At 54.0% G+C, this 24504-nt stretch carries 22 protein-coding genes and 1 pseudogene; 2 read left to right on the top strand and 21 right to left on the bottom strand.

The genetic code is table 11. From position 1 onward, the window contains the following. Positions 1-2: 2 nt before the first annotated feature. From metK to E8K79_RS01445, 15 genes are all read right to left on the bottom strand, one after another. A complete protein-coding gene (gene metK, locus E8K79_RS01515; RefSeq protein ID WP_136513164.1) occupies positions 3-1211 on the bottom strand; it encodes a methionine adenosyltransferase in 1209 nt (402 codons plus the stop codon). A 171-nt stretch (positions 1212-1382) separates the two neighbouring features. Further along, complete coding sequence (locus E8K79_RS01510; protein WP_136513163.1) at positions 1383-1538, bottom strand: YezD family protein; 156 nt, start codon at positions 1536-1538, stop codon at positions 1383-1385. Between the two features lie 37 nt (positions 1539-1575). Beyond that, a complete protein-coding gene (locus tag E8K79_RS01505; protein ID WP_136513162.1) occupies positions 1576-2568 on the bottom strand; it encodes a sulfate ABC transporter substrate-binding protein in 993 nt (330 codons plus the stop codon). A 65-nt stretch (positions 2569-2633) separates the two neighbouring features. Next, positions 2634-3095, bottom strand: coding sequence for an RrF2 family transcriptional regulator (locus tag E8K79_RS01500; protein ID WP_136513161.1), 462 nt, complete (start codon positions 3093-3095; stop codon positions 2634-2636). A gap of 325 nt (positions 3096-3420) precedes the next feature. Beyond that, positions 3421-5037, bottom strand: a complete 1617-nt coding sequence (locus E8K79_RS01495) for a hypothetical protein (protein WP_136513160.1) — start codon at positions 5035-5037, stop codon at positions 3421-3423. 23 nt (positions 5038-5060) lie between these two features. Further along, positions 5061-5756, bottom strand: coding sequence for a cytochrome c3 family protein (locus tag E8K79_RS01490; protein WP_136513159.1), 696 nt, complete (start codon positions 5754-5756; stop codon positions 5061-5063). A gap of 14 nt (positions 5757-5770) precedes the next feature. Continuing rightward, a complete protein-coding gene (locus E8K79_RS01485) occupies positions 5771-6985 on the bottom strand; it encodes a hypothetical protein (protein ID WP_136513158.1) in 1215 nt (404 codons plus the stop codon). A gap of 342 nt (positions 6986-7327) precedes the next feature. Then, a complete protein-coding gene (locus E8K79_RS01480) occupies positions 7328-7681 on the bottom strand; it encodes a hypothetical protein (RefSeq protein WP_136513157.1) in 354 nt (117 codons plus the stop codon). Between the two features lie 96 nt (positions 7682-7777). Next, positions 7778-8410, bottom strand: coding sequence for an FMN-dependent NADH-azoreductase (locus tag E8K79_RS01475; RefSeq protein ID WP_136513156.1), 633 nt, complete (start codon positions 8408-8410; stop codon positions 7778-7780). Between the two features lie 150 nt (positions 8411-8560). Next, positions 8561-9637 (bottom strand): HlyD family secretion protein, encoded by a 1077-nt coding sequence (locus tag E8K79_RS01470; RefSeq protein ID WP_136513155.1) that lies wholly within the window; start codon positions 9635-9637, stop codon positions 8561-8563. Positions 9638-9641: 4 nt separating this feature from the next. Continuing rightward, entirely contained in the window at positions 9642-11210 is a 1569-nt protein-coding gene (locus E8K79_RS01465; protein WP_136513154.1) for an MFS transporter, read from the bottom strand. Further along, positions 11207-12724 carry an efflux transporter outer membrane subunit gene (locus E8K79_RS01460; RefSeq protein ID WP_136513153.1) on the bottom strand — a complete coding sequence of 506 codons (1518 nt, stop codon included), beginning with the start codon at positions 12722-12724 and terminating at the stop codon, positions 11207-11209. The genes E8K79_RS01465 and E8K79_RS01460 overlap by 4 nt, the downstream gene beginning before the upstream one ends. A 50-nt stretch (positions 12725-12774) precedes the next feature. Further along, entirely contained in the window at positions 12775-13092 is a 318-nt protein-coding gene (locus E8K79_RS01455; RefSeq protein WP_136513152.1) for a DUF190 domain-containing protein, read from the bottom strand. Positions 13093-13576: 484 nt separating this feature from the next. Then, positions 13577-14182, bottom strand: a complete 606-nt coding sequence (locus E8K79_RS01450) for an isochorismatase family protein (protein WP_136513151.1) — start codon at positions 14180-14182, stop codon at positions 13577-13579. A gap of 86 nt (positions 14183-14268) precedes the next feature. Next, positions 14269-15171: a DsbA family oxidoreductase gene (locus E8K79_RS01445; RefSeq protein WP_136513150.1), complete on the bottom strand. Its 903-nt coding sequence runs from the start codon at positions 15169-15171 to the stop codon at positions 14269-14271. A gap of 434 nt (positions 15172-15605) precedes the next feature. Here E8K79_RS01445 and E8K79_RS01440 point away from each other — a divergent pair, with 434 nt between their 5' ends. After that, a complete protein-coding gene (locus tag E8K79_RS01440) occupies positions 15606-17135 on the top strand; it encodes a sigma 54-interacting transcriptional regulator (RefSeq protein ID WP_136513149.1) in 1530 nt (509 codons plus the stop codon). A 444-nt stretch (positions 17136-17579) separates the two neighbouring features. After that, positions 17580-17963 (top strand): annotated as a pseudogene (locus E8K79_RS01435) (hypothetical protein); the annotation flags it as partial. A 124-nt stretch (positions 17964-18087) separates the two neighbouring features. Here the strand turns inward: E8K79_RS01435 and E8K79_RS01430 are convergent. From E8K79_RS01430 to E8K79_RS01405, 6 genes are all read right to left on the bottom strand, one after another. Further along, positions 18088-19212, bottom strand: coding sequence for a carboxymuconolactone decarboxylase family protein (locus E8K79_RS01430; protein ID WP_136513147.1), 1125 nt, complete (start codon positions 19210-19212; stop codon positions 18088-18090). 115 nt (positions 19213-19327) lie between these two features. Next, on the bottom strand, positions 19328-20311 hold the full coding sequence (locus E8K79_RS01425) for an aldo/keto reductase (RefSeq protein ID WP_136513146.1): 984 nt from the start codon (positions 20309-20311) through the stop codon (positions 19328-19330). 82 nt (positions 20312-20393) lie between these two features. Beyond that, positions 20394-21245, bottom strand: a complete 852-nt coding sequence (locus E8K79_RS01420; protein WP_136513145.1) for an aldo/keto reductase — start codon at positions 21243-21245, stop codon at positions 20394-20396. 31 nt (positions 21246-21276) lie between these two features. Further along, positions 21277-22512 (bottom strand): multidrug effflux MFS transporter, encoded by a 1236-nt coding sequence (locus E8K79_RS01415; RefSeq protein ID WP_136513144.1) that lies wholly within the window; start codon positions 22510-22512, stop codon positions 21277-21279. Positions 22513-22650: 138 nt separating this feature from the next. Further along, positions 22651-23271, bottom strand: coding sequence for a flavodoxin family protein (locus E8K79_RS01410; protein ID WP_136513143.1), 621 nt, complete (start codon positions 23269-23271; stop codon positions 22651-22653). A gap of 23 nt (positions 23272-23294) precedes the next feature. After that, positions 23295-24482 (bottom strand): iron-containing alcohol dehydrogenase, encoded by a 1188-nt coding sequence (locus E8K79_RS01405; protein WP_136513142.1) that lies wholly within the window; start codon positions 24480-24482, stop codon positions 23295-23297. Positions 24483-24504: the final 22 nt, after the last annotated feature.

The raw sequence follows: 24504 nt of genomic DNA, 5'->3' as shown, positions 1-24504 counted from the left end.
ATTCAATTGATCGCCACTTCGCGTGCCGCTTGGCGCAATGTCTCCGCCTTGTCAGTCCGTTCCCAAGGAAGATCGAGATCCACCCTGCCGAAATGGCCGTAGGCCGCGGTGTCGCGGTAGATAGGGCGCCTGAGATCGAGCTGTTCGATGATCGCGGCAGGCCTCAGGTCGAAGTGGCACGCGATCAGACCTGCTAATTCCTCGTTGGCCAAGGAACCGGTGCCGAAGCTGTCAACGAAGATGGACACCGGGCGGGCCACGCCGATGGCGTAGGCGATCTGTACCTCAACCTTTTTCGCCAGCCCCGCCGCAACAAGGTTCTTGGCCACGTAGCGGGCCGCGTAGGCGCCGGAGCGGTCCACCTTGGTGGAATCTTTGCCGGAGAAGGCTCCCCCGCCGTGACGCGAGAAGCCGCCGTAGCTGTCCACGATGATCTTTCTGCCGGTAAGGCCAGCGTCGCCGTGAGGGCCGCCGGTCACGAAACGACCGGTCGGATTGACGAAGATGCGGGTACCGGCATCGAGCAGCGTGTCTGGTATCACCGGCCCAATGACCTTGGCGATCAGGTCGGCTCGGATCTGTTTGAGGTCAATCTCCGGGTCGTGCTGTGCCGAGATCACCACCGTGTCCACCCGGACCGGAACGTCTCCCTCGTACTCCACGGTCACCTGGGTCTTGCCGTCAGGGCGCAGGTAGGGGATCTCACCGGACTTGCGCGCCTCGGCAAGCCGCCTAGCCAGCTTGTGTGCCAGAGCGATGCTGGTAGGAAGGTATTCGGGGGTCTCATCGGTGGCGAAACCAAACACCATACCTTGGTCCCCTGCCCCAACGGAGTCCAGGTAGCCGTCGTGCTCCTCACCCTTCCTCTGCTCCAGCGCGACGTTCACCCCTTGGGCAATGTCTGCCGACTGCTGGCCCAGGGACACTAGGACGGCGGCATGTTCCGCGTCCAGACCGTACTTGGCGTCGGTGTAGCCGACCCGGGCGATGGTGTCCCGGGCGATACGGGCAAAATTAACGTGCGCAGCACTGGAGACCTCTCCGAACAGCAGTACGAGCCCCGTGGTGACGCTGGTCTCGCAGGCGACGCGGGAGTGAGGATCCTGGGCCAGCAGGGCGTCGAGGATGGCGTCAGAAACCTGATCCGCCAGCTTGTCGGGGTGCCCCTCGGTGACGGACTCGGAGGTGAACAGAAATCGCTGCTTGGACATGGGTGCTTTCTCCTCTGGGAATGTCTGCGCCAACAAAAAAGGCCAGGCATGACCGTGCATCCGGTTATGGCCTGGCCTCCAGTTTGTCTGGTCGGCGACAGGTTTGTGTAGGGAATTAATGTAACTCCTGCGGCCGCCCCTCGGGGGCCGCCGCTTCATGCTGACAACTTACTAAATCCTGATCTTCTCGTTCTTGTCGAGTTGGATGACTTTGCCGTCCTGGACAACAAGGGTCACCGTCCCGAAGCGGAGGTCCTGGAGTGCAAGACGGATTCTCTGCTCAAGCTCCTTACTCCATTGGCCAGATTTTTCGGGTATGGCTTTCATGCTCCCTCCAGGACCGATTAGCTTAATGCAGCACACACTACTTTGCGCTGTAGATCTGGTCGAATACCCCGCCATCGGCGAAATGGGTCTTCTGGGCCTTGCGCCAGCCGCCGAAGGTATCATCAATGGTCACCAGCTTCACCTTGGGGAAAACTTTGGCGTACTTCGCAGCAACCTTCTTGTCACGCGGACGATAATAATGCTTGGCAGCTATCTCCTGCCCTTCCGTCGAGTAGAGATATTTCAGATACTCCTCGGCAAGTTTCCTGGTCCCCTTCTTGTCGACCACCTTGTCCACAACGGCAACCGGCGGTTCAGCGAGGATACTCAGCGAGGGAACCACGATCTCGAATTTGTCCTTGCCCAGTTCGTTCACCGCGAGGAAGGCCTCGTTCTCCCAAGCGAGGAGCACGTCGCCCTGGCCGCGCTGCACGAAGGTCGTGGTGGCGCCACGTGCACCTGAATCGAGCACCGGCACATGCTTGAAGAGATCTCCAACGAACTGTTTCGCCTTCGCCTCGTTGCCCCCCTTCTGTTTCAAGGCGTAGGCCCAGGCGGCCAGGTAGTTCCAGCGGGCGCCGCCGGAGGTCTTGGGATTGGGGGTGATCACCGCGACGCCGGGCTTCACGAGGTCATTCCAGTCCTTTATCTTCTTGGGGTTTCCCTTGCGCACAAGGAAGACGATGGTGGAGGTGTAAGGGGAGCTGTTGTTCGGCAGTCGCTTCTGCCAATTCTCGGGAATGAGCTTCGCTTTACCGTGGATTTCATCGATGTCGTAGGCAAGTGCCAGTGTCACGACATCCGCCTCCAGGCCGTCGATAACGGCCCTGGCCTGTTTGCCGGAGCCGCCATGGGACTGCTTGAAGGTCACATCCTGCTTCCACCTCTTGGCGAAAGCCTTGTTGTAGTCCTGGTACAGCTCCCGAGTTGGGTCGTAAGAGACGTTGAGGAACTCCTGTGCCGCGAAAGCGGTGAGGGGCATTGCTGCTACCAGCAGCGTGGCAAGTGCGGTGCGGATCTGTTTTCTCATGACATCCTCCTAGTTGTGTTAGTCTACAGATTTAGTAGATTTTAAAGCCAAAAAAAAGGGGTTTACTAGATGCTGAAATCTACGACGTTCTTTTCGGCTAATTCCGCCTGTCCTATACGCTCCAGCACATCAGCCAGAGTAGTGTTGTCAACGATCTGCGCGATGGCATCACGTACGTCCTTCATGACTAGTCGAATGCCACAGGTATTCTCGTTGCCACACTCAGTGCACTTGGCGTATGCAGTTTCACTGACGCAAGGAACCGGCGCCAGCGGGCCTTCCATCACTCGGATCGCCTGCCCCACAGTGATTTGTCGGGGTGACCTGCCCAAGTAGTACCCGCCCCCCTTCCCTTTCCGGCTCTGCAGGATGCCACTATTCTTCAAGGCGAGCAGGATGGTTTCCAAAAACTTTTTCGGGATGTTCTCGTCACGCGCTAAATCTGAGATCAGGATCGGTCCCTGCTCATACTGACGTGCAAGGTAGATAAGAGCTTTGAGGCCGTATTTCGTCTTTTTAGATATCATCTATTACCCTGTCGTTTTTGTAGACTTGTGTATATCCCCTCAAAAACTTTATGTCAACTACTTTTTTCTAGCAACTTTGCACGCAACATCATCTAATTGTCGATCGGCAGTTGAGTAGACCGGTTACCCCCCCTACTAGTCCAAAGGGAGGCACCTCCGTCCTAGCAGTGCACAAACTAAAGCTTGCCCCAAGCGTTTGTGTGCGTCAGTTACCAAGATAATCTTGCCCTTCAAATTACGATTCCTACAGTTTCCCATGCGCAGTCCTAAACGTAATGAGCCCCACCTTGGGTGGGTAGGGCTCATTATGACAACAAAAGTCTTTTTAAGGCCTAGTACCTATGTAGCCTCTAGCGGCCGAGACCGGAACAGTGGCGCTGGAGAACGAACTGAAGCTGATGGCCCCAGTCACTTTACCGTGCTGCAGGTAGTCGACTGAGTCGAAGATCAGCCGTTTAGCGTAGATCTGATTGTGTGCGAAGGCGCCGGGTTCATGCTTTAGCAGGCTGAAGTTGAAAGCAGCCCCCATGTTTTGCTTGCCGTTCCCACCAATTGGGCCGACTGCATTCCAGTTCTTCGTTGCGAAGTAAGGGTAATTCGATGTGTAGCTCATTCCATAGTAGGAGAGCATGGCCTGCAAGAAATCAAGCGATGCCTGGTACCCTGCCTTCTCCTCTTCCAGTTTTGTGGCAGTCATTGCAAAACCACCCTGATGGCATTTAGTGCAGATTCCGCCGGCCTGCATGCCGGGCACGACCGAAAGGGTGTGGGTGCCGTTCGTCATGTGGCAGGAGACACAAGGACCATCTGTACCGGTGGCTCCGAAGCTGAATCCTGGAATGGACAGAGGCAACACGTAGTTGTTGATGCCGATGTTTTTGTGAGAGAAATGGGTGTTGCTGAAATCAAGCGACGGATCATATGCAGCCGGATCGCTGTAGTACTTGAATCCTACCTTGCTGTAGAGGATGGCTGCGGCGGCAAGATAATGCGGGTTGACAGCCGAAAAATCAGCATTGCCGAAGTCAGTTACTGCTTCGATGCCGGCCTCGTTAATCAAGCCGGTGTGGCACGGTACGCAAAGGTTGGAGGTCGCAGCGTCAGCATAGGCTACGGTCTGCTGGGGGCCGGCTACCCCATAGGAGGCGGTATAGGCCCCAACGCGACGTACCCGATTCTTGAAGTTGTAGTCGGTGTGGCAAGCCTTACAGGTAAGAACTTCCCTGCTGGTGTCACCAGTTTGTGCCCAAGTCGTCGTGGGGAAGGGTGACGCAAAATTTCCGTCCACGAAGTGGATGAAGCCTGTCGAAGTGTGGCAGCGCAGGCAGGTGTAGCTGTTGCCGATCTTTCGGTTCTTAAAGTCGTAAGTTGCCCAGGCGGCCCCCTTTACGTTTCCGTGCCCGGACTCAGCCCAATCCGAATGCTGGGTCCCCTTCGCCTGACCGGTCAGCGTGTTCACCTTGCCGTCTAGGATGCCGTTGTTGCCGAGATGGGGATCATGGCAACTCGTGCAAGAGGTTTGATAATTCTTGCTGACGTACATCGCGTCCGCCGCAGTGAGAACGTCGCTGGTGGTGGCCGCGGCGTAGTGTGCAGCGCTCAAGTGGCCGGTATGGCAGGAAAAACACTTGCCGGATGCATCTGGGTTGGTGTAGGGGATAGGGCCGACGCCGTTGTGCTGCGCACCGCCGCCATGGCAGTCCTGACAGCCGACCACGTGGAAGTTGTTGGTATAATGTGACGACGCCAGGTACGCTTGGTATATCGGTGTTCCTGCAACCGGGTCGATGGCGGTGCTATGGCACTGGGCGCATGCTGCCTCGCTGATTTTAGACACATCAGCAGAGGAGCCCCCTTCCTTGTTGCTCGAACCGCATCCTGCGATGAAAGCGGTCGAAAGCATCGTTATGGCCGCCGAAAATCTTACTACCTTATTGATCATTCTGAATCCTCCTTGGCTGTGTATCAAAATGTTCCTGGTATGTGGCATTTAAGGCAGACCTTGTTTCCGGCCTTGTCCTTGTAGTTCGAGCTGATCCCTTTCCAATTGCGCGGATGCGGATTGGTCTTGCCGCTGGAGTGACACTGGATGCAAACGTCACCTTCCGGGTGGCAGACCTGGCAGGATTGCAAGTTGCGCCGAGCCTCGATGGCATGTTCGTTGATTGCAGGTGCGTACCGTTGGTTATTCGGCCCAAGCATCAAGTGCGACTTGATCCTCATGCTACCTTTCGGAAAGCGAGCATGGCAGGAGTTGCAGTATTTCTGGTCGTGGCAGCGGTAGCAGGTCTGCGGGTTCTCCTGGGCCTTGATCGGGTGCAGGTTCACGAAGTCACTGCGATGGCTCTTAGGCACATAGTCACGACCGTAGTTGGACCTGGTGAGATCCGAGTTGATGCCGCCGCCCTGATGACAATCAAGACAGTAGGCCTGGGTGTGGCATTGGGCGCAGTTGTTGTTGGCTTTGCTTGCTAAGGTGCGATGGCCGCGCACCCAGTCCCTATCGTGGTTAAGTGCGACGCCCTCGCCCTTGTGGCAATCGTTGCACTCAGAGAGTGTCACCTGGGCGTATTCCTTGTGCTGCTGCTTTTCAGCCAATGCCTGTTTGGTATACAAGACGGGCAGGAGGCACAGCATACACATAAACAACAAGTTCCTCACTGTAGTACCCCTTTCTAGAAGTCGATATCAAAGCTCACGCGCCCCGACACGTTGGTCTCGTAGCGGGCGTTCACGTCGTCCTGGATCCTTCCTGAGACCCCCATATTGCTGGCAAGCTTGTAGAAGCTACCGAGCCAGTACCTGCGCGCGGTTTCCTCGTTGGTCATGGAATCGCGCTGGTACACATCGTAGGTAAACCCTGCGGCAACCTGGGAAACCTTGTTGAGGTCGTAGGTCGCATCGATGATTACACCGTTCGTGTTGCCGTAGTAACCGTTTCGGTTGTCATACTCGATGTTCACCTTCAAAGGCTCGATCGGGCGGATGCCGGTGCCTACATGGTAGACGTTGGCATGGCCGCCGTCGCCGTACCACTGACGGTTGTACCCAAAGTTCATCGACAACCTGTCATTCAAGGTGTAGTCGGCTCTGAACAGCGCCTCGGTGTAGTCGTTCACAGCAAACACAGAGTAGATTGAAGTTGTATCAAAGGTCGCATAGCTCCTGTAGTACTCCCCGGTAAAGATGAGATCCGATGTGGGGAAGTACTTTACCCCGCCCAGAACCTCGTTGAATGCCTCGGCAGTGATGTCGTATTTTGCATTGCCGTACAGCTTCACGTTGTTGAAGAGGTACTGCTTAAACGAGCCACCGATGATGTCTCTCGTGATATCACTGCCATCGAATTTTCGGAGCCAACTGACCTCCGCATCGGTTTCTCGGAAACCGCTCAAGTATGCAGCGAGACCGAATACGGTATTGCCAGCGTTTCCCGTTTCGCCGTTAAGGCCGAACACCACGTCGTGGCCACCAAGCACCGTAAACGCAACAGGTCCTACGTTTTTCACCCCGATCAGTGCCCCGTCAACGATGGCACTGCCAGCTGAGACATCTACGAACTGGCGACCAATCCTAAGATCGATCTTTTCATAAAGGTCACGGTAGTCCCCATAGAAGTAGTAGAGTCTGCCATTGAGGCCGTCGCCATTGGTGAAGTCCTGAGCCCCCCTGCCATAGCCATGAATAGTGAACTTTCCCTCCTTGTCGATGTTAGTGATTGAGAACCGCAGATATTCGGCCAGCTCAATCTGTCGTTTGCCATTCAGCATTTCATTGCTGAATAACTGAAACTGCGTGGAACTCCTGCCATGTATCTCCGTCGCCATACTCGTTGAGGCGGCGAACAGCGAGCAGAAGAACAACACTCCTTGCAACCCTCTAACCCCCATCAAATAAGCCTCCTTACTTTGCATTGGAACAACTGGTGAATCAGAAGACCCTGTAATTGACCACCTCCTCCTGTTTGATAAATGGTGAAACATCACTACGATGTGAGAGATGCAAAAATAGGGGGGCACGATTTCCGGCAGCTTAAGAGCTAGAATTGTGCCATTGCGTAACGTGCTAATTTAAAACGATTGGGGATTTTTGAACGGTGGGAGGATACCAAATGCGGTGATATGTTCACCGCATTTGGTAATATTGGTTTATTGTATCAAATACCGTAAAGCAGAAGGGTTTGAAATTAGGACATATCGCTAAGATGGAAATATCGGGGGTCGCGTGAGTGTTTAGTAGTCGCAATCAAATTTTCGCACGTGCTCAAGCCACTGCGCCTTGAGAAAATGCAGTTCGCGGGCAGGGACGTTTTCGCCGTAGCCATGCCCGTGGACAATCCTAGCGGCAAGTCTGCAGATGAACCTATGGTGCTCGCAGTGCTGCTGATAGTTCGGTAACCCGAGCACCTTCAGGTGGTCCTCCTCATCTTGAACATGAGCTACCATCTGCAAAAGTAGGAGGGCAATGGATTCTCTCCAATTGTGCTGTCTACCTTCGACCACATGGCACGCCACGTCATCTATCACGTTGACGATCCGGTGGAATCGGCTGTCCGTTCCCTGGTACACCATAGAAGACATTCCCATGAAGATCGCTCCTCAACGCTCTCTTTTGTAGAAAAAAGCTACAAGACAGACGCCGACCCAGACGAGCAAAGTGAGCAAGACTACGACTTTCATCCTCTAAAAGCTCAGTGCGGCCAAGCGGGCCTTTATCATAGCTGCTTCTTTGTATTCTTCAGCCAGGTCCGGCATGGCATCGACGCCTTCCAGCACGATTGCTTCGAAGTTTTCGATCCCCATGAAGCCCATAATCGACTTAAGGTAGGGTACCGAATGGTCCTCTTCATTGCCATAGTGGAAGCCCCCATTCGAGTGAATATGGAGACATTTTCTACCCTGATTTTTCAGCAGGCCCACAGCGCCGGTCGGAGTGTAGGTGAATGTTTTGCCAACCACGCATACCGTATCTATGTACATCTTTAATTCCGCAGGGAACCCGAGATTGAACATCGGTGTCACGAACACATACTTGTCTGCTGCAATGAATTGGTCTGCATGCTTCCAGATGCGGTCGACTTTGCGTCCTTCGTGGTAGGAGAGGGATGCGAGACCGTCTCCACTACGCAATTTCCCCCAACCAGACAGCACATCGGCATCGATGCGTTGAATGTTGTCTCGGTAAAGGTCAAGAAAATGCACCTCGTCCTCCGGGTTATGCTTTATGTACTCGTTTAGAAACTCATTCCCCACTGAAAGACTGCGGGAAATTTCCATAGGTTTAAGGTTGCAGGTCACGTAGAGTAATTTTGCCATGATGTTCTCCTTCATAGTGTTTTTCCTGTTGGCTTTCGCCTGGTGTTCCCATATCCCCATTTTGCAGATGACAGCACTGATGCGGACATAGACCAAAGCAGTTAATATCTAATGATCAATTGGAGGCATTCTCGACTTTTCATTGGTTGTTTATCCTTCCTCATCATCCTTCGATTGCTTTTTTGCGTTCGGACCTGTTCCAATCTCAATCGTTGGCTGCACAGACATGCCAACTCGTAATTGCTTGCTTGCGACCTGGCCGGGGGCAATACTTATGCGCACAGGCAAACGCTGAATTATTTTGGTGAAATTGCCTGTTGCGTTCTGCGGTGCGACTGGGGCAAATGAAGCACCGCTTGCTGGTGACAAGCTTGCGACGCTGCCCGAAAGGACCACGCCAGGCAGTGTGTCAACGCGGATCGTAACGGATTGTCCTGGGCGAATACGGGCAAGCTGCGTTTCCCGGAAGTTGGCTTCGATATAGACCTTATCCAGTGGCACCACTGCCAGCAGAGGCATACCGGTGGTGACGAAGGCACCCTGGCGCACGGAACGGCGTGCTATGGTCCCGTCTATGGGAGCGACGATCTTGGTGTAGGAAAGGTTGAGTTCGGCCGCAGCTTGTACGGCCTTGGCCCGCTGCAGCGAGCTTTCCGCTTTTTTCAGATCGGCTTCAAGTATCGATGTTTGCTGTCGGGCCGCTTCTACGCCGGCCTTGTCGCGGTCGAGCGCTGCCAGGTGCACCTGTAATTGGGTCTCCGCATTCTGGGCCTCCTGGCGAGTTCCTGAACCATCAGTTGACAGGTTGCGATAACGCTCAGTATTGGCTTTCGCGAGGGCAATCGAAGCTTCATCCGACCTAACGGCAGCTTGAGCCTGCTGGATAGTTGACGCATTTCGCTTGATGGTTGCCTTCAGGCTTTCAATGGCGGCCTGTGCTGCTCCTGCCTCTGCTTGAGCGCTCTGGACGGAAACCTTCAGGTCGTGGTCGTCGATTACCGCCAGTAGCTGACCAGCCTTTACGGTTTCGTTATCGTCCACAAGAACACGAGCTATCTGCCCGTTAACTCGCGGGGCTACCAGGGTAAAATCCGCCCGTACATATGCATCATCGGTTGATTGCCTATCCGCATCGGATTGGTGATGATTGAGAAGGTAAATACCCGCTCCGACTACGGACACAAGAAGGAGACCGGAAATGATCATTGCTGTTTTTGGAAATGCCATTGTCTTATCCTTTGTTTGTGATAGGTGCTGAGGTTTGCCGAGCCGGAGCCGCTATGTAATCCATTCGTAATACGAAAGGTATGAGCAGGACCGCCAGCGCGGCGAGCATCAGATAGCTGTCAGCATTGGCCAAAACAAAAGCCTGCTGACGAGCACTGTCAGTTAATGCGGCTAGGTTGTCTTGGGATAGCGGTATATTCGCAGAAATCCGGCCGATGCGATCCACAAGCATCTCCGAATGAAAATGCTGACGTAGACGGAAAAAATGACCGATCATAGCACCGCCAAAAATTACCCCAAAGGCGCGCAGGGTATTGATGGTGCCGGCCACAAAAGGGCCTTCCATCGGTTGCACCACGCTGGTCGTCAAGAACAACAGACCAACCACCGCCATGGCCTGCCCGGCGGCCTGCAGCATCTGTGCTAGTACGAACTGATCAACAATCCAACTGGCCGTTATATGCGTGCAGAGCAGACATGCGACTGCGATCAACCCTATTCCTGATGCCATCACTATGCGGGCGTCCAACCACTTCCGGTAAAATAGCGATGCGACGGCAAGCGATAGAACAGGCTGAGGCAAAGCGATCAGCAGCCCGATCGGGGCGCTCTGCAAGCTGCGGTAGCCCCATAAAGCTTCAAGATGCATCCCCGGCAACTTCGAGCTGGACATCATTACCATCAGCAGGAAAACGAAGACTGAAAACCCCACGCCCAAGTTTCGTTTTTGCAGCAACAGTTGCGGCTTGATGAAAGGGGCCGGGTAATACCACTGGCGGATCAGGAAGACGACCATCATGGAAATGCCGCCACCGATCAACCAGCAGAGCAAGTCAGAGTGCCACCAATCCAGGCGCTCCCCCTGGTCCAGCCCGATGGCTAGCATTCCCAAGGCCGCCGCGCCGCATACCATGCCGAACCAGTCGGTCTGTCCTAGACGCTCTGGCCGTGTCGGGTCCTGTGGAATCCCCCACCATCCCATCCCCATCGCCAGTAACCCGAAAGGCAGGTTTTGCCAATAAAGCAGGCGCCAATCAAACCAAACATCAGTCCAGTTACTGGCCATCCAGAGCCCTAGATTGGGCGAAAAAGTGGCCGTCAGGGCGTACAGCGACATACCGTACAGGCGAATTGGTATTGGGAAAAACCGCAACGCCGATAGCATGAGAATCGGGATCAGCATCCCCCCCGCAACTCCCTGAAAGCTGCGCAGCAACAGCAAGGCAGACAGGTCGTGTACTAAGGGGATGATGAGAGAGAGCAGGACAAACAGTCCCGTCATCAACATGTGGAAACGCCTAAGGGAAATGATCGTTGCCAACCAGATAGAGAAAGGCATCGCGATCAATTCCGCGGCAACGTACACGGTGTTGAGCCAGCTCCCCTCATCTGCCCCAAGGCCAAGTACCCCGCGCACGTCGGCCAGCGCCAGAGAGCCGATGCGATTGCTTAGGCCAGCTACCATGGCGGAAATGAGGATGCCAAGGAAACCAGTGAACAGGCGCCCACTGAATGGAGTCGCTGGTGGGTTACCAGGAGGTGCGGGAGTTGATGTAGCCTGATTCGCACTCATTTTTGCGGGCCTCCGGATTCACCCGTCTGGGCTGCCCAGCCCCCCCCTAGCGCCTTGTACAGGTTGACCATGGCGATGGAGACACGGCTCGTGTTGTCGGCGAGTTCCATCTGGCTGGCCAGCAATGAGCGTTGCGCTGTCAACACCATCAGATATTCTGCGGCGCCCTGCTCATAGCGCCTCAGAGCGACAGCGTAGGCCTTGCGGTACTCGTCGAAGGCGAGTGTGAGTTGCTCCCTGCGCCTTTGGACATCAGCGTAGGCGCTGAGCGTGTCATCAACTTCATGCCAGGCGTGCAGTACCGTTTGCTGGTAGGCGATCGCCGCTTCCTGTTGACGAGCCTCACTCAAGGCAAGCGTGCCTTTTAGCCTGCCACCTTCGAAGAGGGGCAGGTAGAGAGTCGGTCCCACTGCGAAGGTGCGCGATGCCCAGTTGCCGAAGGTGTCCAGGTTGAGGGACTGAAAACCGAGACTGCCGTTCAGGCTTATGCGCGGATAGAAATCAGCTTTGGCTACACCGATGGCAGCTGTCGCAGCATGCAGGCGTGCTTCGGCTTGGAGGATGTCGGGGCGACGGCGCACAAGTTCAGAGGACAATCCGATTGGCACTTTGCTTGGCACGGGCGGGATTTGGTGCGTTGGTGTCAACAAGGAATTCAGTGCACGAGGAGGTTCACCAAGCAGCAATGCCAGGGCATTCATCAGCGCGTCACGTTGTTCCTCGAGACGCGGGATCAGCGCCTTTGTCGATGCCAACTGTGCAGCCGATGCCGACGACTCGAAGCGGGTGGCTACGCCATTTTTCACGCGACTGTCCGCCAGCTTAAGAGCATTTTCGGCAATGGCCAGGTTTTGGCGGGTAATGTCCAATTGCGTCTGGACGTGGCGCAACTGAATGTAGGCGCGAGCGACCTCTGCGGCAATCGATACGCGCACCCCTTCTCGTTGGAACGCACTTGACTGCAGCGATGCCGCAGCAGACTCGCCGGTCCTCCGGGCGTGCCCCCACAAGTCGATTTCCCAACTCGCGTTGAATCCCGCCTGCATAATATCGTACGGACTGTCGGGAGCGCCAAGTAGCGCCATTTGGCCGTTTGCACTGTCCGCGGCCCGCGCATAGGAACCGCCTAGGCTGAGATGCGGAAGCCCTACAGAATTGGCGACGCCGGTCTGCGCACGGCTTTGCGCCAGACGCGCAGCCGCCAACAGCAGATCGAGGTTCCCTTTCTGAGCGCGTTCTTGAAGTTCGCTCAGGATCTCGTCGTTGAACAGCGTCCACCATGCTGTCTCCATCTTCCCCGTCACTACTTGGCTCTGCCTGCCGATTTCGTCGGTGGTCTCCATGAGGTGCGCGGGAGGCGTGCTCACCGGCCTCTTGAAATCAGGGCCGACGGCGCATGCGCTCAGGAAGGCGAGGCTCAGGAACACGGGCAAGTGGCGGATGTATTTTCTTCCATCCGGCCGGTTTGTGAACTTTCTAGTCATGTCAAAAACGTTTTCATTTCCAAACCGCATGATCTACCCCAGACAAGTGTTGAACGAAGCTTGTAAAGTCGCCGGATCGCTTATCGATTCCTCGTTGTGCCGAATTCGATGGGCGACTTGATGTAAAAGACATCGATCCCTTCCTGCTTCAAATGCTCTAAAAATATGCTGGCCGCCTCCTCGCTGACTGCCATGGAGACCTCTATAGGTTGATCGGAGACATCAAAATATCCTACGAAGTGTAGTTTTCGCTCTCTACCAAAACCTTCTGCGGCAGTGAACAGCGTTGCGCCTTTGATGCCCATGCAAAGCGCCTCCTCAATGAGCCATTCCCCCAGGCACCGATTCTTATGTGTTCGGTCCTGCTGGGTAAAAAATGTCAGCTGATATCCATACATTGTCTTTCCCTCCCATTTTGTTTCATGAATGGTAGCGAGATCAGGATTTACAGAGGGGGGGCACTTGGTAATTCCCCAGTCTTGCTAAATCACTTATCATTGCTATAGCGACATTCATGCCAAAGAAATTGTTATGTAATAACAGGTATTTAAAAACAAGCGTTTAGACAATCACCAAATAAAGCAAAACTGCGGGGCTTGCCTTTGTTAAATTCAGCAATTTACTAAATAAGGGAATGCCGTTGGGCTTTGCTCCTGCCTGTGCGATATGCCTGCATACTGCAGGTTATTGCCCAGGAGGCGTAAGTGGGGGGCAATTCACGTTCTGGGGGGGATAGAACAAACTAGTGATGAAAGATGGTGTGGTTAAGGAGAACAACTAGGAGATCGACTCGGTCCGCTCCGAATGATACCTCTGATGGCATTTTGCCCCACAGGATGGCTCCTGAGGGGCAAAATATCATGCAGCTTGCACAGAATCCTTTTAGGTAGACGGTTTGCCGAGGTGCACCAGCACTTCCTCGAACAATATCTGAATCAGTTTTGAGCCGCCTTCGGTTGTCCATGATCCAGCCAACTCGGCTATAAGCTGATTTGTTGAGGTAAGAGTCACCCCCGCACGCTCCATGCGCCTTAGAGCGGTCTCATCTGCGATCTGGGTTGGAGAGCCACCAGCATCCACTACCACCTGTACGTTGAAGCCCTCCTCTACCGCACTCATCGCGGGATAAACGATGCATACGTCATTGGTGAGACCCGCAATAATCAAGTTCCGCCGTCCGGTAGCCATGACCGCCGCCTTGTAGTTGGGATCATCCCAAGCATTCACCACCCCAAAACGCTTCACTCTGCGAGCGTGCTCTTCCGGTGCGATCTCTTCCAGATCCTTGAGCAGAGGCCCCTGTGTGTACTCTTCCATACTGCTTGTGAGAATCAGGGGCATATCCAGGGCCTTCGCTGCTCGAGCCAACGCACGCGTGTTATTCTTGATTAATTCCTGTGGGATGTTGCAGCACCAACTTAAGGTTCCAACCTGATGATCGATGAGAAGCATGGCTGCGTTTGTTGCTGTGAATTTTTCCGTTTTCATAATTGTCTCCTTCTGTATCAAATTCATACATCTGATTTGACTACGCCTGCTGGTCCCGATGGGGACTAACGTTTTCTAGGTTATGATCAAACTGCTGTGCAGGTGCCGGCTACGGTATCGCAAACCGCACCGCCGGTTTTGGGTGAGACAAAGTATCCATTTCCCGCTTCACGGCGCACAATCATTCTTTTTGCCAGCAGCGAATCCAACATCGAATCCCATTCGGCATCGGCTAGGTCAAAGGTCATTTTTATTTCAACCGGCGCTACCGAGAGATAGGTTCTTATAAACGCCATGACAGCCTCTTCGCTGGGCGAAATCGGCAGCTCAGCGATCTCTCCTTCTGTCATCAGCCCAATCACAGCCTTGAAATCCTCATACCTCCTGTATCCGCGTAAAAGAGTCTCCTTCCCTTCAAATCGGACGAGAAATGTGGGGAAACCTCGGGCATTATATCGTTGCGTTATCGTGAGATCCTGCGCGAATGCCTTTTGGGCGGCCCCGTTGGAAAAATCCTCCACGAAGCGGGCGACATCCAGGCCTACTTCTGAGGCCAATTCCACCAACACCTCGGTGGTATTTGTCAACTTCGCCTCGGCAGCCGATGCTTCACGAACGCGCCTAAGAAATCTGTCCGCTAGGTTTTGATCCTGCATTTGTGCAGCTTTGTAAGCCACATTCAACGGGTAGGAAGACACGCGCTCCCGTGAAAACAAGCTGAATCCATTGATTTTCACAGGCATCCCGTGACGCTGGGAAGCCTCAAGCCAGTGCTTGGCGATTTGCCTATTGGAGCGGACCGGGTCCCCTCCAATGTCATTGTAACTGTCGTAAAATGCAGTGATGTCTTTAACCAAACCTGCCATGATAAAACTGACTTTTACCTGTTCTCCAAATCTAGTTTCCAGCTTACGCAGAACAGGCTCGCTGCCCCAGCACCAGGTGCAGACCGGATCGGTGAATTCGACGATTTCAATTATTTTGTTCATTGTACACCTCAATTTTATATTCGAAAAACCAAGCATATGCCTCAGACGAGGCGTTGACGGTTTAAGCAAAGCCACATTCGTGCCAATCAACAATATCGTTGTTTTTTGATTATTTACGATTATAGCCGCAAAGTTAAAAACCAAATATGACAAATTGCCATTGCCTTAAATTGCGCGATCTGGTAAATCGTTTAATATAACAATTGTTGGGCAAAACAAAAACACACCCACACGTGTAGAGGAGTTACCGGTTGCAGATCTCCAGCTCATCTTCACCCCCATCAAGACCAGCGGCCCCCTCCATTACCGGTATGACCAACCAAGCTGGCTGTTGTCACAAGATATTGGTTATTGCTGGGCAGTTTATCTAACAACAGGACAGAAAGTCCTCCACCGGCTCATGAGCAAGTCGGTTTAGCGGAGCTCACATCGTTATGGCAGTCAATAAAGATGAATTCTTCAGAGAGGTTACCCTCAAGATATGCAGCAGCCTGGACATCCGGGTTGCCGTGAAACGCGCATTTGACTACTTGCGGGAGCATTTCCCCTTGGATGAGATTTATCTCGACATCATGGACAGCCAACTCGGAGCTATCCGGCGAATAGCACACTTTGCGAACAGTGATGGAGAGGCGGCAAAAGAGATCGTGCCGTTGCCGGAACTTGTGTGGGGGTGGGGCCAAAAGCTTTCAGGACCACTAATTATGGATGCCCGAGCCTTAAGCGGTCCTGCAAAAATGATTAGTGAGCTTGTCGAATTAGCTGGGAATTCAGACCTTGTCCTACCCCTCCGTGTAGAAAACGAATTAATAGGGGTTCTTGCTTTACGAGCATACGGTGAAGGCAGATACAATCAAGGAGATGCAGAGCTTCTGTCTACGGTGGCAGATCCGTTTGCATTAGCACTAGCGAACGCCCTCTCTTATGGAGAGGTGCTTCGTTACCGGGATACCCTTCTGGACGACAACCGCTTCTTGCGTAGCGAATTGGTGCCCCGTTTGGGGGACGAAATCATCGGGGGGAATTCAGGACTGCGAAATGTTATGGAGATGGCTCAGCAAATCGCTCCACTTTCCAACACGGTTCTCCTGATGGGGGAGACCGGGACAGGAAAAGACGTCATTGCCAACGCCATCCATTTCGCCTCTTCGCGCAAAGATGGCCCATTTATCAAGGTTAACTGTGGCGCCATTTCCGAGAGCCTTATAGACAGCGAACTCTTCGGTCACGAAAAGGGAGCCTTCACTGGGGCGATTACAGAAAAGCGCGGACGTTTTGAACGGGCAGATGGCGGGACCATCTTCCTGGATGAGATCGGCGAACTGCCGCCCCAAGCACAAGTGAGGCTTTTGCGCGTGCTACAGCATAAAGAGATAGAACGAGTAGGAGGAGATCGGGCAATCCCTGTTGACATCCGCGTGATCGCTGCGACGCACCGCAACCTAGAAGGTATGGTGGCAGAAAACCAATTTAGGGAGGACCTTTGGTTCAGATTGAACGTGTTTCCGATCATCGTGCCGCCGCTCAGGCAAAGAAGAGAGGATGTCCCAGCCCTCGCACGGCATTTCGTAGAGGTTAAGTGCAGGGAATTTGGCATCTCCTCCCCCCCTGCCATTGCGCCAGGCGTGTTGGAAAGAATGATGAACTACTGGTGGCCCGGGAATGTTAGAGAGCTGGAAAATCTCGTGGAGAGAGAACTGATCCGGTACAGAGGCGGTCAATTGAAATTTGATTCACTGCTGCTGGACGAAAAGAGTGCAAAAACACCATCCATAAGTGAGGAACTTACCGGGGGGGCAATAAATCTTGATGAAGCTATGGCTGCGCATATAAGTAAAGTTTTGAAAATGGCAAAAGGAAAGGTCCATGGTCCTGGAGGTGCAGCAGAACTACTCGGCATTAACCCTAACACTTTAAGGGGGAGGATGAGCAAACTCGGCTTAAAATATGGGAAAAGAACCTGATAGTGGTAGATGAATTTACCTACCTCCGTTTACTGGCCGGTAAATTCACGCCACAGTTTTTGTTGCCTAATGCCAGGAAACGACTGTAAGCCGTGTAATCAGAACCTCGTATTGTCGTCTGGCTTGCCGCCGGCCAGAAGTATTTTGACAGCTCTAGGCGCCTTGATTATTGTAGTTTCCTGTTCATGTCCAACAGTTGAAGGCTCATCTGCTTTTCGGCTTTGTTTGATGCAGGAGCGGCTCTTCAAGGGGTAATTAGCGCCCGAGCGGCCCCTGAAAGGAACCTGCACACATGGTTCAAATTCTTCTTTGCCGCGTCAATCGTAATGGCATTGTTTTTACGGTCGGCTTCCGTCTCCAATAAGCTTTTCATCACTTCCTCCGTCACATCAGTTTCATTGGTGACTTGGTTCATCGTGCGTTGCAGACAGGGTAACTAAGACCCAACGACAGGCACTTGTGAATGCATCTACAGCAATTAGAGATAAGGCCATTATTGCCTTGGCGGTAACCGCCCTTTTACATCGAACAGAAATTGCCAACATTGACATCGAGGACATAACCTGTCACGGTAACACGAGTATCGTGACCATTCGACACAGCAAGGATAGCGAAAATGAGCGTATTTCGATAATTCCGGAGGCAATGGAACATATCAGTAATTACCTCAAGAGCCTTGAGCCCTTAAAAGCATTATTGCCGCCCAAATCAGCACGAAATGCTCTCTTTGTTGGTTTGGAAAACAGGAATTTTGGCGAACTGGATGGCAATGACCGCCGCAACTGCCGAACCAACTATGACGTAGAAGCTCTGCCATGTGGAAAGTAATGGAGTGAATGCCTGGCTCACTGATCCCCCTAGTACCGATCGCTCACGCTCGTTTTGTCAACCCACGCGTTGGCGTTCATTTTGTACCGCGTTCTCTATAGCCGTCATCGCTCGACTGATTTGATCACTTCGGCAACCGGGTGTATGCCTCGTCGGACACCGGCTCAAGCCATTCGGTGGAACCGCCCTCTGCGGGGACTTCTACTGCCACATGGGAGAACCAGCTATCTTTAGCCGCTCCATGCCAATGCTTGGTTTCTGGTGCAATATTAACCACGTCACCGGCCCTGAGTTCCTTCGCGGCTTTTCCCCATTCCTGATACCAGCCGCGTCCGCCAGTGACGAGCAAAATCTGTCCTCCTTTATGATGGATATGCCAGAAATTCCGGCAACCCGGCTCAAAGGTCACATTGCCTATAAACATCCTTTCCGTCGACAGCATCTTAAGATAGCTTGTGCCAGTAAAGTACTTGGCATATTTTTCGTTTTTCTCTCCGACGGGGAAAACACCGCCATTGCGGAGATCACTGTGTTGACTCATGTTCTTCTCCTTTTGGAGGTCTGCAGTAGCCTCGACGTTATCCATAACAGGGCGTTCTCCCACCGGTACTTGCTTTCTGGAAGCTAGAACCTCCTCAAAAACGACTACAGCGTTCTCCGCAACCTTCGGGCCGCACTTTGCCCGCAGAACACCGATAAGATCCCGCAGTTGTTCTGGGGACAGGCCATTGTGAAGAGCGATAGCCAGATGTCCGCGTAATTGGGGATTAACGCCTTCGATATTCGCCAAAGCCGCCACTGTCGCCACCTCACGGTCCTGCCAAGTCAACACATCGCGCTGAAAGATATCGCCGAAGAGGTGGGCCTTCAAGTATTGGTCGATCGCTGGGGCAAAATCAAAAACAGGGCCTGTCACAGGTTGTCCCACTAGCCTGGTCTGGTTTTCGGTGCCAAATTCGAGGCTAGTTCGGTTCGTGTGCAGAGGACTTGATTCCCTCCCCTTCTCGTCCCTGATACCTTTTTTTTCTCGCTCGTTTATAAGAGTCATGAAGGTGCCAATGCCGTTAAGGCTTCGGGGAAAGCCGGCGTAGGCGTAAAGTTGGACCAGGATTTCCTTGATCTCACTCACCGTAAGCCCGGCATCGAGGCCATCACTTAGCGCCACTCTTAACTTGTCGAGATCGCCGTTGGCAGTGAATGCAGCGATGGGGATCATTGCCCGTTGTTTCGCGTTTAGACGATTTTGCATGGTCTGCGCCTCCGATATACCAGTGATCAACATCGCGATACAAGTGGTTGCTAGGATAAGAAGTGGTCTCATGTCCCTCATTAACTCCTCAGCGGCCCGGAGGCTGTCATTTCAGTTAGCGTCCCACCCTCTTCTGCAGGTGGGCAGGGTATCTATCGCCATGCACCTCTATTTTCGCTAAGGCACGCGCGATGGTGCCGAGATCCGTAGACGACAGCTCAACGTCGGCTGCGCCAAGATTTTCCTCCAGACGTTGGAGTTTGGTGGTACCCGGTATCGGCACAATCCACGGCTTTTGCGCCAACACCCACGCTAGAGCAACCTGGGCGGGTGTCGCTTGTTTATCAGCCGCAATTTCCTTTACGAGGTTGACCAGTGCCTGGTTGGCATCAAGATTCTCAGGTGAGAAACGCGGGACGATGCTGCGAAAATCTGAGCTGTCAAAGGTGGAGTTTTTGTCAAAGCTACCGGTTAAAAAACCTTTGCCGAGCGGACTGAAGGGCACAAAGCCTATGCCGAGTTCCTCAAGGACAGGCAGCAGTTCGTCTTCAGGCTGTCGCCACATCATGGAATACTCGCTCTCGACCGCTGTTACCGGCAGGACCGCGTGGGCGCGGCGGATGGTCTCGACGCCGGCCTCTGATAGGCCGAAATGCTTCACCTTCCCCTCGGCAATCAAGTCTTTTATCGTGCCGGCAACCTCCTCGATCGGGACATTGGGGTCAACCCGGTGCTGGTAGTAGAGATCAATGGCCTCGACCCGGAGTCGCTTTAACGACCCCTCGGTGACCTCACGGATATACTCCGGCCGGCTGCAGAGAACCTGTCGGTTGTCTGTGCGCCCGAGTTCGAATCCGAACTTTGTGGCGATCACCACCTCTCCACGCAGAGGTGCAAGGGCCTCTCCCACGATCTCTTCGTTCTCCGCGCCGTAAATCTGTGCTGTATCGAAGAAGGTCACGCCTCGCTCGGCGGCCGCGCGGACCAGCTCAATAGCCTGCTGCTTGTCGGTTGCCGGTCCATATCCGTGACTAAGCCCCATGGCACCGTAACCTATGGCTGAGACTTCCAAATCCTTTCCTAGCAATCGCTTCTTCATGGCTATTCTCCTTTAACATCGCTCGAGCAGAAACGGTTATGGCGCCCCGTCGAGGCGATGTGCTGTTGTGGGGTCCTATGTGTTAGAGATCGAGTTTTCGTTCACCCAACCACTTGACCATCACAGGGTCGCGGTGATCGAAGAAGCTGCTCTGTTTCTGGTCCAGAGTCGCGATTGCCGCCATGTCCTCGACGCTGAGTTCAAAATTGAACACATCGAAGTTTTCCCGGATGCGGTGAGGGTGCACCGACTTTGGGATTGAGACTACGCCACGCTGGATCAGCCAGCGAAGTACAACCTGCGCGATACTTTTGCCGTATTTCTCGCCGATGGACCTCAACAGCTCGTTGGCGAACAGATCGTTCTTCCCCTCTGCAAATGGCCCCCAAGATTCGATCTGGATGCGGTTCTCCTCCAGGAACTTTTGGGCCTCGACCTGCTGGCAAAACGGGTGGGTTTCGATCTGGTTAATGGCAGGTATCACCGAGTTGTGGACGACGAGGTCCATGACCCGGTCCGGGTGAAAGTTGCTGATACCAATAGCCCTGATTTTTCCGGCCCGGTAGAGATCTTCCATTGCCCGCCACGAGCCGTAGACGTCGCCAAAGGGCTGATGGATCAGATAGAGGTCCAGGTAATCGAGCTGCAGCTTGTTGAGAGATCTTTCAAAAGCCTGCTTGGTGCTATCGTAACCAGCATCTTGAACCCACAGCTTTGTTGTTACGAAAAGCTCCTCTCTGGTAACGCTGCATTTCCTGAGCGCATTGCCGACGGCTTCCTCGTTCATGTACGCAGCCGCAGTGTCTATCAGTCGGTACCCCGCCTCGAGGGCATCGCAGACGCTCCGCTCACACTCCACTGAGTCGGGCACCTGAAAAACGCCAAAGCCCAAGATAGGCATTTCTACGCCGTTATTCAGAACAACTTTTTTCATGATTGGAACCTCCCTGTGACGCACACCGTTTTCATTTTCTAGAGGGTAACAGCAACACAGTCGACAACAGGCAGCCGACGCCGCTCAGCGCGACGACCAGCCCCAGCGGCCAGGGAGTGCCGTCCGCCCACAGTCCAACGAGTCCAGAACCAAAGATGCCACTTCCGTACTGAACAGCACCCGTCAATGCCGAGACGGCGCCGGCCCGCTGTGGGAAATCGGCCAGTGCGCCGGTGATAGAGTTGGCGACAATGAGTCCCGTCGTGGAAGCGAACAGAAACAACGGCATCACGAGTCCCCAAAGCCCTCCCAGACCGCTGTACGCGGCGAACCCGGCCCATATGCCAGTGGCTGAGGCCGCAATGGCTCCCACCACGAGAATCCGGTCATAGCCGAAGCGCCCAATCAGCCACCGGTTCACGATGTTGGCCCCCATTATACCGATGATCCCCATGCCAAACAGCAGACCATACAGGCGAGCAGGGAAATGGTAGTAGCTTATGTAGACAAAGGGTGTGCCCGCAACGTAGGCGAACATACCGGCATACAGAAAGCCACCCGCTCCCAAATAACCAAGCAGCCTGCGATTCTGCAGCAGCTCAAAATAGCTGAGAAGCGCCTTACCGAGCGGATCTTTGTTGCGGCTGCTTAGGGGCAGGGTTTCAGGGATGGTGCAAAGCGCCCCAAGGGTAAAGAGCCCGACTGCAACCAAGCACCAGAAGATCGCGCGCCAACCCGACATCGAAACAATCTGCCCGCCCAACAGGGGGCCTACCAGGGGCATGACGGCCATCACCGTAATCAGCGTGGACAGCATCTGAGCGGCTTTAGTCCCCTGGTAAAGATCACGCACCATGGCACGGGAAAGAGCAACACTTGCACAGGCGCCCAACGCCTGCACCACCCGCCATCCGATCAACGTCAGGACATCGTTGGAGAGTGCACAACCAATTGAGCCGAGCACGAACAGGATCAACCCGCCGCCGATAGCCAAGCGACGACCGTAGCGGTCGCTGAGCGGCCCCCACAACAACTGCCCAAAGCTGAATCCGACCAGATATCCAGAAATGGTCCACTCTATCATCCCGGTATCGGCGTGCAGGGAGCTAGTCATCAACGGCATGGCGGGTAGGTAAAGGTCAGTCGATATAGATGCGAAACCCATCAAAAGGCTGAGCACGCCGAGCACATACCATCCCGGTCTGGGTTCCTCAAAAACTGAAACATCGCTATCCACCCACAAATCAAGTTGATCCACGTCTTCCATTTAAAGCTCCTAGGCTAAAGACGTAACCCCGTTGCAGTCCGCCGGTACCGGTTCGGGGTTACGTCTTTTGTGCCTTTGATGGTTCACATGCAGTAGTTGTTGCTAAGCCGGCTGTTCGCCGGTCCTTTTCCCTTCTACCTAATGGAGCTCAACTGCAACTTTCGGGAAAGGAGCAGCGGCAGAGGCTGCCGCAGTGCCCCTGGCAAGCCAGGCGATGGTCTGGCCGAGATGCTCCATATTTTGAATAGCCTCTGCGTCTTCATGCACCTCTTCCTTGGCACAGCCCACGCCGAGATTCCAGTAGAGGGAGCCAGGCACGATCATCGATGAGGTGAGGAACATGTGGTTGATGGTGTCGAAAACGTGCGTCCCCCCACCGCGGCGCACCGCCACCACTGCAGCACCGATCTTGCCGCTGAAGGCGCCGCCATTAGCCAAGGCAACGAAGCCTGCCCGATCAATCAGGGCCTTCAGTTCGGAGGTGACATCGGCGAAGTAAGTCGGCGAGCCAAGTATGATCGCATCGGCGGCGAACATCTTTTCGATCACCTCGTTCATGCCGTCGGTTTCTATGGCGCACTTGCCGTTCTGTTTCTCAACGCACTTCATGCAGGCTATACAGCCCCTAAGGGGCTTCCCGCCGATACGCAGGTACTCAGTCTCCCAGCCGGCGGCTTCTAACGGCTCAAGAGTCTTCTTGAGCAGGATTTCTGTATTGCCGCCCGGTCTGGGGCTGCCGTTTATCGCAATTGCTTTCATTTCATTATCCTTCTACTTTGGCTTTAGAATGCCATCTGCATGATTTGAAGCGCCTCTTCCTTACCAATCGATGTCAGTATGCCCAATTTCCCGTTTTCCACAGCTTTGGCTGCCATCATCTCAAGGTCTTCTTCCTTTACCCCTGCCTCGCGCAGGTTCGCCGGCATCTTGATGACGGAATAAAAGGCTTCGAGCTTTCTAACGCCTTCTTCTGCCGCTTTAGCATCGTCAGCTTCACGGACCTCCATCACATTGCGGGCGAACTTTGCGAAGACTGGCAGGTGCTCCGGAGCGGTAGTCATGGTATGACGCATCCAGGCTGGCGTCAGCAGCGCAAGAGTGACACCATGGGTCATGTCGTACCTGCTGGAAAGCTCGTGCCCCATCCCGTGCAGCGGGAAGGGAAATCCAGGCTTACCGAGCACAAACTGGAATCCAGCCAAGGCCATAGAACTGGCCCACATGATGTTGGCACGGGCGTCGTAATTCTTCGGGTTAGCAAGGATCTTCGGTGCCTCCTCCAGAACCGCCTTCATGACCCCCTCGTTCATGCGATCCTGAACGGTCGTCGCGGCCTCGGGAGTAAAGTATTGCTCCATCAGGTGGCAGAAGATATCGGCGACTCCGGCCATCGAATGATATTCAGGCACGGTATAGGTGTACTCGGGGTCAAGGATGGAAAACTTGGGATTGAGTAGAGGATGCAGGACGACCTTTTTCTTGTGATCGTCGCCAACGGTGATGACCCCCCCCATATCCAGTTCCGACCCAGTTCCCGCCATGGTCAGGATAGTCGCCAGCGGAGCAACGGCAGCGATCTTTGACGAGATGCCCGATTCATCGACGAAAAGATCCGTCACGGGGCCATGGTATTTCACGCCGGCAGCGATGGCCTTGCAGGCGTCCAGGGTCGACCCGCCCCCTACTGCCAGGATGAAGTCACAGCCATTTTCACGGTAGACCCGAATCCCTGCCTCGACGCTTTCGATCCTCGGGTTGGGTTGGATCCCGCTCAGTTCCACATGTGCGAGGCCGGCCTTGCGGAACTGCTCAAGAATCACCTCGTAGATGCCGTTTTGCTTAATGCTCCCGCCGCCATACGCCAACAGAACCTTGGAGCCGCCATGGTTCTTGATAGTTTCACCGAGGACCTGGATTTGGCCCTTTCCGAAATAAGCCGTGGTGGGAATACTGTAAACGAAGTTATTCATGTTGATTCTCCTGTTCATTATT

The sequence above is a fragment of the Geomonas edaphica genome, from assembly GCF_004917075.1.
In the GTDB taxonomy this organism is placed as follows: domain Bacteria; phylum Desulfobacterota; class Desulfuromonadia; order Geobacterales; family Geobacteraceae; genus Geomonas; species Geomonas edaphica.
This window is presented reverse-complemented; position numbering and strand designations above follow the sequence as displayed.

Excerpts from the sequence above, each read along its gene's own strand:
- metK (WP_136513164.1), bottom strand. The coding sequence starts at position 1,211 with ATGTCCAAGCAGCGATTTCTGTTCACCTCCGAGTCCGTCACCGAGGGG.
- E8K79_RS01510 (WP_136513163.1), bottom strand. The coding sequence starts at position 1,538 with ATGAAAGCCATACCCGAAAAATCTGGCCAATGGAGTAAGGAGCTTGAG.
- E8K79_RS01505 (WP_136513162.1), bottom strand. The coding sequence starts at position 2,568 with ATGAGAAAACAGATCCGCACCGCACTTGCCACGCTGCTGGTAGCAGCA.
- E8K79_RS01500 (WP_136513161.1), bottom strand. The coding sequence starts at position 3,095 with ATGATATCTAAAAAGACGAAATACGGCCTCAAAGCTCTTATCTACCTT.
- E8K79_RS01495 (WP_136513160.1), bottom strand. The coding sequence starts at position 5,037 with ATGATCAATAAGGTAGTAAGATTTTCGGCGGCCATAACGATGCTTTCG.
- E8K79_RS01485 (WP_136513158.1), bottom strand. The coding sequence starts at position 6,985 with ATGGGGGTTAGAGGGTTGCAAGGAGTGTTGTTCTTCTGCTCGCTGTTC.
- E8K79_RS01480 (WP_136513157.1), bottom strand. The coding sequence starts at position 7,681 with ATGGGAATGTCTTCTATGGTGTACCAGGGAACGGACAGCCGATTCCAC.
- E8K79_RS01475 (WP_136513156.1), bottom strand. The coding sequence starts at position 8,410 with ATGGCAAAATTACTCTACGTGACCTGCAACCTTAAACCTATGGAAATT.
- E8K79_RS01470 (WP_136513155.1), bottom strand. The coding sequence starts at position 9,637 with ATGGCATTTCCAAAAACAGCAATGATCATTTCCGGTCTCCTTCTTGTG.
- E8K79_RS01465 (WP_136513154.1), bottom strand. The coding sequence starts at position 11,210 with ATGAGTGCGAATCAGGCTACATCAACTCCCGCACCTCCTGGTAACCCA.
- E8K79_RS01460 (WP_136513153.1), bottom strand. The coding sequence starts at position 12,724 with ATGCGGTTTGGAAATGAAAACGTTTTTGACATGACTAGAAAGTTCACA.
- E8K79_RS01455 (WP_136513152.1), bottom strand. The coding sequence starts at position 13,092 with ATGTATGGATATCAGCTGACATTTTTTACCCAGCAGGACCGAACACAT.
- E8K79_RS01450 (WP_136513151.1), bottom strand. The coding sequence starts at position 14,182 with ATGAAAACGGAAAAATTCACAGCAACAAACGCAGCCATGCTTCTCATC.
- E8K79_RS01445 (WP_136513150.1), bottom strand. The coding sequence starts at position 15,171 with ATGAACAAAATAATTGAAATCGTCGAATTCACCGATCCGGTCTGCACC.
- E8K79_RS01440 (WP_136513149.1), top strand. The coding sequence starts at position 15,606 with ATGGCAGTCAATAAAGATGAATTCTTCAGAGAGGTTACCCTCAAGATA.
- E8K79_RS01430 (WP_136513147.1), bottom strand. The coding sequence starts at position 19,212 with ATGCAAAATCGTCTAAACGCGAAACAACGGGCAATGATCCCCATCGCT.
- E8K79_RS01425 (WP_136513146.1), bottom strand. The coding sequence starts at position 20,311 with ATGAAGAAGCGATTGCTAGGAAAGGATTTGGAAGTCTCAGCCATAGGT.
- E8K79_RS01420 (WP_136513145.1), bottom strand. The coding sequence starts at position 21,245 with ATGAAAAAAGTTGTTCTGAATAACGGCGTAGAAATGCCTATCTTGGGC.
- E8K79_RS01415 (WP_136513144.1), bottom strand. The coding sequence starts at position 22,512 with ATGGAAGACGTGGATCAACTTGATTTGTGGGTGGATAGCGATGTTTCA.
- E8K79_RS01410 (WP_136513143.1), bottom strand. The coding sequence starts at position 23,271 with ATGAAAGCAATTGCGATAAACGGCAGCCCCAGACCGGGCGGCAATACA.
- E8K79_RS01405 (WP_136513142.1), bottom strand. The coding sequence starts at position 24,482 with ATGAATAACTTCGTTTACAGTATTCCCACCACGGCTTATTTCGGAAAG.